At 36.7% G+C, this 10,381-nt stretch carries 5 protein-coding genes and 1 pseudogene; 1 reads left to right on the top strand and 5 read right to left on the bottom strand.

Features of this window, described 5'->3' with window-relative positions; genetic code table 11:
* From IQ247_RS29245 to IQ247_RS29260, 4 genes are all read right to left on the bottom strand, one after another.
* On the bottom strand, positions 1 to 1,064 hold a 1,064-nt coding region (locus IQ247_RS29245), incomplete at its 3' end, for a GNAT family N-acetyltransferase (protein ID WP_193925367.1).
* Positions 1,045 to 2,061: a glycosyltransferase gene (locus IQ247_RS29250; RefSeq protein WP_193925369.1), complete on the bottom strand. Its 1,017-nt coding sequence runs from the start codon at positions 2,059 to 2,061 to the stop codon at positions 1,045 to 1,047. The genes IQ247_RS29245 and IQ247_RS29250, both read right to left, overlap by 20 nt.
* Positions 2,051 to 3,262: an aminotransferase class I/II-fold pyridoxal phosphate-dependent enzyme gene (locus IQ247_RS29255; protein WP_193925371.1), complete on the bottom strand. Its 1,212-nt coding sequence runs from the start codon at positions 3,260 to 3,262 to the stop codon at positions 2,051 to 2,053. Before IQ247_RS29255 ends, IQ247_RS29250 begins: the two co-directional genes overlap by 11 nt.
* Before the next feature lie 766 nt (positions 3,263 to 4,028).
* A complete protein-coding gene (locus IQ247_RS29260) occupies positions 4,029 to 6,587 on the bottom strand; it encodes a sigma 54-interacting transcriptional regulator (protein WP_193925373.1) in 2,559 nt (852 codons plus the stop codon).
* Positions 6,588 to 6,979: 392 nt separating this feature from the next.
* On the opposite strand from IQ247_RS29260, the gene IQ247_RS32940 reads away from it, so the two are divergent.
* Complete coding sequence (locus tag IQ247_RS32940; RefSeq protein ID WP_228060151.1) at positions 6,980 to 9,553, top strand: tetratricopeptide repeat protein; 2,574 nt, start codon at positions 6,980 to 6,982, stop codon at positions 9,551 to 9,553.
* Positions 9,554 to 9,913: 360 nt separating this feature from the next.
* On the opposite strand, the pseudogene IQ247_RS29270 reads toward IQ247_RS32940, so the two are convergent.
* A pseudogene (locus tag IQ247_RS29270) lies at positions 9,914 to 10,381 on the bottom strand (Uma2 family endonuclease); the annotation flags it as partial.

Here is a 10,381-nt window from a genome sequence, read left to right on the forward strand (position 1 = left end):
CAATTAGAACGATAAGCCGGGAAGAAGCTTGACTGAAGTAATTGATCAACTCCAGTATTTAGATATTCTGCTCGTAACTGAGTTAGATAATTATATTTTTCTCGATCTGGAATCAATCGCAGCGCAAACCAATCGTGTCTTTGTTTAGAAAAACCTGCCTTGAAATGATACAGACTATCTTTTGTACCTCCAACACCACTCCCTATATGCATCAATTCGTTACCACGTTGTTTTGCCCAATATCGAACATAATCTAATAAGTAATTAAATGGAGATTGGTGTAAAAATTTATTTTTAGTTCCACCTAAATGAGCTTGAACTATGCCACCACATTCAAAAAATATACAAGCTGCGGCAATTTCTGATTCTAATTCTACTAAGCACAGGTGAATGTTACCATTTAAGTTTACTAAATCCGCAAAATATTCTCGGTCAAAGTAATAAGTTTTTTCCGCTGCTACCCGATTCATGGTTTCGTGATAAATCGCTTGAAAGTTTTCGACGTATTCAACTAAGTTTACCATTCTGGCAGTAAAGCCAAGCCGCTTACACTTGTTAATTGTACTTTGATGGCCTTTCCTGGTATTTGCCCAAATTTGTGATTCTGACAGTTTTAAATCGATGGAAATCGTTTCACCAATTTTATTAACACTCTCTTGGGACAATATTTGATTTAATTTATTACTTAAAATAGGATGCAATCGCAAAAATGCCGAACATATACCCTTTAGTTTTAAATAATTATTTAATTCATTCAAAGCAAAATTAGTAAAATCAAAATTATTCGCAGCCTCTTCACTTAATAAAATACCAGGGTAACCATAGGACGATATTGCATCATAAATATCTTGATTATTTGAACCAAAGATGTCATTACAAGAACGAATTAAAAAAGGTAAGAAAAAAATGTTTTTGCTGTCTATAATCACAAAAGCCTGACTTACCGTTTTAGTTCTTTTTGCTTCTAAATGGGCATATTCTGGTAAATGGTAAACATCGTAACGCAGTTTCCCCAAGGTTTGCAGCCATAAAGGATTTTGGTAATCAATTACTTGAATATTCATAGGTGAGCAGTTTGAGTTTCTGCTTTTTTAGCCGCCAATTATATCTACTTACTTGATTAAAAATGCTTCTTTTAATAAATTTTAAAATTGCGACACCACTAATCAAAGGATGTTTTCCTAAAGTTAAGATTAACTTGTGAAAAAATTGCTTTTTCTGAGCGAAATTTCCTTCTCTTTGATAAATCAAAAAACAAGCTAAATAACGATAAATTTCTTCGCACTTAATTATATAGTTATATTCAAACTTCAAATATTCATTTAAAAACTGATAACATTTAATTACCTCTATATGCTGCTGTATTTTTCTCATACCACTAAATAAACCGTTTTTATGCACGCGATAAACTCCCATTGATTTATTTATGTAGCCGATTTTGCCATTTCTTGCATTCATTACATGAAGTACCCAATCTCCACAAACGGCATCGTAGTACCAGTCTGGAAATTTATCAAATAAACCTTTTCTATATAAAGTCGAACAAGTTGGTATAAAATTACTTTTTAGAATACTTTCTAATCCAGAAAATGGGCTTGGTTCAACATCATTATATCTCCGAGGTAGCTCAGCTTTATCCTCATAAATTGTCATCACATCATGAAAACAAATTGCACATTCAGGATGATTATCTAAAAAATCGACCTGTTGCTGTAGCTTGTAGGGAGAAGTCCAATAGTCATCACCATCTAACAAAGCAATATACTCACCTCGACAAGCTTGAAGCGTTTGTACAAAAATTTTTTGACCGTAGCAACCCAAATTCTCTTCAGGTAATATCAAGCGAATTTTATCTGGGTGCTGTTGATGGTAGTCAATTACAATCTCCCGCGTTCTATCACTAGAAAAATCTTCTCCTATAATGATTTCATAATTAAAATTCACTTCCTGCAACAGTATACTTTCTATAGCTTGTGCAATAAATTTTTCATGATTAAAAGTAACAAGAGATACACTAACTTTAATATGATTTTTTGTTAGTTGTGAATCATTAGCAGGCATGAATATGTTGGTAGAGCATTTCATTGGTTATTTTTCCCCCTGTAGTTGCAAGTCTTAAAATCTGACAAATTTTACTAATTTCTCTTGGTCTTATTGCCGTTCCTGTAGGTAATGCTAGTACTCGCGCTGCTAAATGTCTGGTATTAGTTAACATCAAGCCCATATCAGCAATACGAGAGCGATAGGGTTCCATTTGATGACAACCTGGATAAAAATAGCGTCTTGCTAGTATGTTCTCTGCCCACAAAATTTGATAAAGTTGGTCGCGGTTAATTCCAGCTATTGACTCATCTATTTCTACAATTACGTATTGATAATTACATCGTTCTTTATGGTCATAAGTTATTAAATTTACACCCGGAATATTGGATAATTCTTGTTGATATTTTTTGTAATTTCTCAGGTTTATATTAATAAAATCATCTATACTTTCAAGTGATGTCAACCCCATAGCGGCAGATACTTCATTCATTTTTCCGTTGATACCTAGCTCGTCAACGCAATCGTAATCCCTAAATCCAAAGTTCTTCATTAAACGAATTTTTTTAGCTAATTCCGAGTCGTTTGTAACAATTGCACCTCCTTCAAAACTGTTGCAAAATTTGGTTGCATGAAAACTAAATACTTCTGCGTTACCAAAATTACCTATCATTTGTCCTTGATAAGAACATCCAAAAGCATGAGCAGCATCAAATAGAAGTTTTAAGTTGTAGCGATGAGCAATTTGTTCAAGTGCTTCTACATCACATCCCCGTCCCCATAAATGTACTCCCATTATTGCTGTAGTATTTTCTGTAATTAATGGCTCTATTTTTTGGGGGTCTATGTTATGAGTATTGGGATCAACATCACAAAAAATAGGTTCTATTCCTTGCCATTGCAAAGCATGAGCGGTAGCAATAAAAGTAAATGAAGGAATTATTACTTCACCTTTAAGTTCGCAAGCTTTGATGGCAATTTCTAAGCCTACAGTTGCATTACAAGTAGCAATACAATGTTTTACTCCTACTAAAGAAGCTATCTCCTCCTCGAATTGTTGTACTAATGGTCCGTTATTTGTCAGCCATTTCCTATCTAAAACATCGTTAATACGTTGTAGTAAAACTTCTCTACAACCAATATTAGGACGACCTACGTGTAATTTTTCTTTAAAGGTAGGTAGACCACCAAAAATAGCGAGTTCGTTTAATTTCTTTTTCATATTATTTATTGTCTTTAATATCAGCCTAATTTTAGAGATGTTTTCTTCGTTCGTTTGTGGGAATATAAAATGTTTTCAACTCTCCCTCAAGCGTTTCAGAATATATTTTGAGTTGGTAATCAAAAAATAAGGCTTTTAAAGACAAATTAGGTTTATTGTGTTTAATTTATAAAGTTTTATCTCATACCTAATTTATTCATGTTTATGCCTAATATACTGATAACCATAATGTAAAATTCTTTTCAAACAGTTGATAATAGAGTAAAAATCCGACGGCAATTTAATCTTGAGAGTTTGTTTTTAAACTTTCAAATTTTTAATGCCGATGACAAATTTGATGACATTTAAGTCAATAATATTAAACTTATCTAGCCGTAAAACGTAGCTCCGATTTTATGGAACACTTAACGAGAAACCAAAGCTATATCTATTGAATACAATTTCCAGGACTTAGCTTATTTACTATTAGTTCCTTTGTATCTGCATGACAATTAATTACTTGAACATCTAGATACTAAGTAAGCTAGAAGTTATTTTTATAAGTCTTAGAATACTCACTTTAAGCAATGATTTTATAATTTATTTTTCTCAGTATAAATAAAATCACATAATTTTTACGTAATAAATATTAAATTTTGTTAAAGATATCAAATGATTTTATCAAATAAATGTAAAGCTGAACGACTTTCTAAGTAATTGATTGCGGTTTATAATACTGGGTGATACCCCTCATGAAAATAAGATATTTTTGATGTTTATGCCTAATTTATACAATTATTATCCACATACTTACTGTGAGACTAATAGCTGCTAAATGTTGCCAAAACAAACAGCGTAGGGGTTGACGAGCGATTTTCTGAGTTAATAATACCGTTAATAAAGTTGAAAAAATTAAAGTAGTGCCTTGCAAAAAAGCAATGACTGCGGGGTGAGCTACTAATATTGCTAGAGATGCACCATTCAACCCAAAAGTAGCAAAAGTTACTGGTAATATACGTCCTGCTTCGCTCAAAGCTAAACGTAAGTAATGGGCTAAACTACCACCTAATATTAATGGTAAATAACCATAGGCAAGTTCTAAAAAAGGTTTGGGTTTAATTACATTGAAATTTTGATTTTTGAGATTTTTAATATAATAATTCAATCGATAAAATAACTGCATTAAACCATAAGCAGCAAAAGGAACAATTACAGGGATAATTAAAGCTAATAAAGATAATTCAGAATGCTGCCCAAAGTCAGTTAAATCTAATTGCAAATTCATTACTTGTTGTATTTCCGGTAAGCGATGCAGATACACTCCTCCTAAAAGCAGAAATAACAGCGCTACTTCATAACTACGAGGTACATGAGTTGTCCAAAGTTCCATACCGGGAGGACGTAAATTAAACTCAACCGAGCGATGAGGACAAGCTTTGAGACAAGTCATACATAAAACACAATCTCGGTTATCTTCTAACTGTGCGGGATGAGAATATAAAGGACAGCCATTTGTTTCCATGCCCTCACCTTTTTGTAGTCCACCTTTATAACATTGGTAAGTTGTACAAGTAGCCGAACAAATACCTTGTTGCGCTCTTAATTCGGTCATTGATAATTTAGCAAATAAGCCATTCATCCCGCCGATAGGACATAAATACCGACACCAAAAGCGTCTTTCAAATATAGCAGAGCAAATCATCGCTCCCGCAGTAATTAATAACAATAAACAAGCACTTAGATAAGCAGTATTTTCTAAATCCCAGAGTTCTTCCCAGAGAAAAATTAGAGTAAACATGACAAACAAAAACCATCCACCCCATTTTTCAGCTTGCTGTCGGGGCCAATTTTGCAGTTTGCGGGGAAACAACCACAATGATAATTTCTGCGTAACTTCACCGTAAATCATGAACGGACAGAAAGCGCACCAAATTCGACCTAAAAATGGAAAGAGAAACAAGAAAAAAGGCCACCACCAAGCCCAAAATAGATTGAGGGCAAAATTTTGATCTCGCGATTGCGGGCCGAGAAATAGAATACCAATAGTAACGGCAAAGGCTGGTAAAGTAAAACCATAGTTGATCCAATCGGGATACCAGGAACTACGAAGAAAGGTTCTCAACTTTGGATAAGCATTTAATAAATTGAAACGAAACCGTTTTTTCTTAGTATCAGCTGACCAAAAAATTTCTTCAGTTAATTCTTTGGCTCCATCAGCTTGGACTATAGCTCGTTCTACCAAGCTTTTTAATTCTTTCAAATTACCCGGAAAATCGTAGGACTGCAAGCGACGTAAGGCTTCCGGGGTTACTTTAGGTTTGCCAATACCTGCGGAGCGAGCATAAAGACTAATATAATATTCTACTTGGGCTTTAATATCCGACTTGCGTACTCGCACGGGTGGAACTTTGATGGTTTGATCAACCGCTCGCTGAATTAATGGTTGAGTTTGTTCTGAAATAATTAAAATCCGAGCTTTACTAGTATAAGCTTCAGCTTCGGGTTCACCTACACGAGTAGTAGGCTTATAACTACGAGTTTCGATAAATTTAGCTAACTTTGGTAATAACTCCGGTGGTGTTTCCTGGATATTATTCAGAACTAAAGTACCTTCCCCCAACCATGTAATTAAACCCGGTTTACCCCCAGCACGTCCGAATAAATCTGCACCGCTAAGCTGTAAAATACCGCAGTTTACCTTAATAATCGGCTGACAGCGAAAGTCAGAACCAAAATGGATTAAAGCCGCAATATTATCTTTTTCTAAACCAGGTTCGCCAAATATTAATATAGATTCGCGAGTATCAGCAGCTTCACGGATTTGTTCTCGCAACTTAACAGCATAACGACTTGTCCCCACAACTCCTCGTTGGGCTTTAGTGACTAAATAAGGACGCAAAGCAATTGAACGCTCTTGTTCATTGCTAAGTGCGGATGTGAGTTGTGCAACTTCTTGAGCTAATTGACGGGAAATAGCCGCTTGAATTTGGGGATATTGGGCGATTAATTTTTTAAATTTAGCCCCAGGTACTACCCAAAAACGGCATTCACTCAAAGTTGTAATAGAACACTTAGTCAACTCATCCAACACCAAGTCTTGCAAATTGACAACTGCACCAGGAAGTAATCCACAATTAAAAGTAAGGTTGTTTTTATCTTTACTATTGCTTTCGAGTTTACCTTCCAACAATATATAGAGGGCTTCAGGTGGAGTTGCTTCTGTAACTAAACGTTCGTTGGCTGGGATAACTTTTTCTTCAATAAGGTTGGCGATCGCGCTTATTGGTTCGGGATCGAGTATTCCCAAAGCGGTGCGCTCTTGTAGCCAGATTTCGGAAGTATTCATAATATTCCCCTCGATGCTGGAAGTTTCAGCGGATGGTTGGGCTGGATGAAAATTCTATCGGGATTTCAATAAAAATAAAGAATATCTGGCGGTTGAAACCGCTACTACACAGACAAAACCCGCCTGCGCGGGTTCTAAATTTATTAGTCCACGCAAGGTGGACTTTGCTTGTGTAGTCGCGGTTTCAACCGCCGGATAGAGTATTAAATAAGACATAAATTTGTGCTTTAGGAATCGTTAAAGCTTTAACCTTTCAAACCAATCGGGATGTACTTATTATTGACTTGTTATCATATTCAGTATTTGTAAAAATAACCCGAAATAACCCCACCCTTAACTGTAGCAGCTTGGGGGAAGGGAATAAATTAAAGGGTTTTTACCACAGTAATTTTATGAACCAGCGAAAACAGTCCAAAAGTCTTCAAGATATTGTTAAGCAACGTCAGCAAAAAAGTTTTGTTGGCAGAGAGGAACAAATCAACCTGTTTCGCGGCAATTTGGAATTATCTTTAGACAATGACCAACGTCGCTTCATTTTCAGTGTTTTTGGTCAAGGTGGAGTGGGAAAAACTACGCTGTTAGGACAGTACCGTAAAATTGCTGAAACGGTTAAGGTTGTTACTGCTTTAACTGACGATGAAGAAAGAAGTGTACCAGAAGCAATGGCAAGGTTAGCGCAGCATTTTGAGAAGCAAGGTCATAAACTGGATAAATTTGGCGAACGTTATAAAGTTTACCGTCAAAAAAAGCAAGAATTAGAATCTGACCCCGAAGCACCCCAAGGTTTTTCAGCGTTTTTAGGACAAGCTGTAGCTAAGGGTGGTTTGAAATTGGCGAAACAAGTACCTGTTGCAGGTGTAGCAATGGATTTTGTGGATGCAGATGCATTCGCTTCTCAAGCGGGAGAATGGACTTCTTTTGTGGCGAAAAAGTTGACGAATAAAGATGAAGTGCGTCTGGTACAGGAACCATTGGAAGTGCTGACACCGCTGTTTTTTAAAGAAATTGGGGAAATCGCCGATAATTCTGATATTGCTTTTTTCTTTGATACTTACGAACGCACCGATGATTTTTTGGATAGTTGGTTATTAGATATTTTTGACGGTCGTTATGGCGAAATACCCGCAAATATATTGTTTATTATTGCAGGTCGTCAGGAGTTAGATAAAAATCATTGGGCAAACTATGAGGGCTTAATTGCCCGTTTCCCTTTAGAACCTTTTACGGAAGAAGAAGCAAAACAATATTTAGCGCGAAAAGGTATTACCGACGACCAAGTAATTAAAGTAATTTTGAAACTTTCCGGATGCTTCCCTTTGCTGTTGGCAACTTTAGCAGCAGAAGTTCCCAACGACCCCAGTAAAATCGGCGACAGTAGCGGTACCGCCGTAGAACGATTTTTAAAATGGGTGGATGACCCCAAACGGCGAGAAGTGGCGTTAAATGCGGCAATACCTCTATGTATAAACGAGGATATTTTAAGGCAGTTACAAGGTGAAGAAGGGAAGGCATTGTTTAACTGGCTCAAAGAAATGCCCTTTGTTAACGAACGTCACGATGGTTGGGTATATCATGATGTCGTGAGAACGCAAATGTTGCGCTATAAGCGGCGATTATCGTTACAAGGTTGGGCGGAATTGCATCGGAAATTGGCGGAATACTACGATAATTTACGCCATAGTTTGCAGCTAGATGAAGATAAAGCGTGGCTTGATGAAACTTGGTTTAATCATACCTTGGACGTAACTTATCACCGATTATGTGAATCGTCACACAAGTATTTTTCTGTTGCTTTAAATGAATTTCTTCTGGCTCTGAACAATAAGCTTAAATTTGCTCAACGTTTTGCAGAAAGGATGTTACAGGCTGGAGAGAATACAGATAGTGCTGAGGTTAAGCGTTGGGCTGAAAAGTTAGTTGAGGGTTTGAAAGCTTATGAAGAAAAGCGGTATGAAAAAGCAGTTGAAATGTTTACCGCGCTTGTGGAGCATTCTGAAATTGAAGTTAAATGGCTACCAGTTGCTTTAAGTTGGCGGGGTTTAACTAATCGTAATATGGGGAATTACGAAGATGCTCTTAAAGATTTTGACCGTGCGATTGAAATTGACCCTAATAACAAACGGGCGATCGCACATCGGGGTATTACTTACCGTTTTATGAAACGCAACGAAGATGCACTTCAAGATTTTGACCGCGCAATTGAAATTGACCCCGATTACACTTGGGCGATCGCACAACGGGGTTTTACTTACCGCCAAATGAAGCGTTACGAAGATGCACTCAAAGATTTTGACCGTGCAATTGAAATTGACCCCAATGACGAATGGGCGATCGTACAACGGGGTATTACTTACCGCGAAATGAAGCGTTATGAAGATGCAATCAAAGACTTTGACCGTGCAATTGAAATTGACCCCAATTACAAATGGGCGATCGCACAACGAGGTTATACTTATCGTTGGATGAAACGTTACGAAGATGCCCTCAAGGATTTTAACCGTGCAATTGATATTGACTCCGATTACACTTGGGCTTTAGCACGTAGGGGTGAATACTATCTCATGCTAAAGCAATATGAAAAAGCTTTAGCAGATTTAAACCGTGCTGTTGAATTACAAGAAGATAGTTGGAACTTGTATTTACGCGCTTTAGTTTACAAAGCACTCAATCAATCAGCAAAAGCACAAATTGACCTTGCTAATGCAGTCGAATTCGCCAAACCAAAATATAACGAAAATCCTCAAGACTGGCAAAATACTTTAAATTTAGCTCTTTATTATTTGGCTGCTGATTATATTCCCATAGCAAAGCAACTGTATGAATTAGCGTTGTCTCAAAGTGCTTCACCAGGATATATCCGTGCAGCTATCCGCGATTTAGATGATTTTTTAACCGTTTTTCCAGAGCATACACAAGCTAAAGCTATGCGGATGTTGTTGGATTGTAACTCAGTCAACCGTCAATAATTGAGATTTACACAGTACCTCTCTATTTCTTTCCTCAGCGTTCCTCCGCGCTTACCTTTGTGTTCCTCTGCGTTTAATAAATTGCAATTTAGATTTAGCTTGGTGAAATGGTGCGTTACGCTGTGCTAACAGCAATTCCTAAATAAGTGGGTATGTAAAATTATTTGTGTCATTGCGTTAGCGTAGCGTGCCTGAAAGGCATACGAAGTGAAGCAATCCCAAACTACTGCGATTGCTTCGTTTCGCTCCGCTACACTCGCAATGACAATGTACAATTTATTTTGCGTGAGTACTTATATTAAAGACACCGAAATAAGCTTAAAAAGAAGAAACAAACAATCTAAAATCCAAAATATTTATTTACAACTGTAATTCAAACCCCGGTAAAACATCTTCTCCTGAAAGTGTTATCGGAATATTAATTACTTCTACTGGTTGATTTTGACGATAAATTTCAACTTGCTTATCTTGAGCATTAATTAACCAACCCAAACGCGCACCATTTTCTAAATACTCCTGCATTTTATCTTGAAGAGATTTTAAACGATCGCTTTCGGAACGAAGTTCAATCACAAAATCGGGTGCGAGCGGTGGAAATGTTTTACGTTATTCTAAACTTAAAGCTTCCCAACGTTCTAACTTCACCCAAGCTGCATCGGGAGAACGTTTTGCACCCGAAGGTAACTTAAATATAGTAGAAGAACTAAAAACTTTTCCAAGCTTGGTTTGACGATTCCAAATATTCAAATCGGTAATCAAATCAGCTTGTTGATTTCCGCTTTCCCCTCCCACTGGTGGCACAATGGACAAGGGGATGGGGAGATGGGG

This window comes from Plectonema cf. radiosum LEGE 06105 (assembly GCF_015207665.1).
Taxonomy (GTDB): domain Bacteria; phylum Cyanobacteriota; class Cyanobacteriia; order Cyanobacteriales; family Nostocaceae; genus Rivularia; species Rivularia radiosa_A.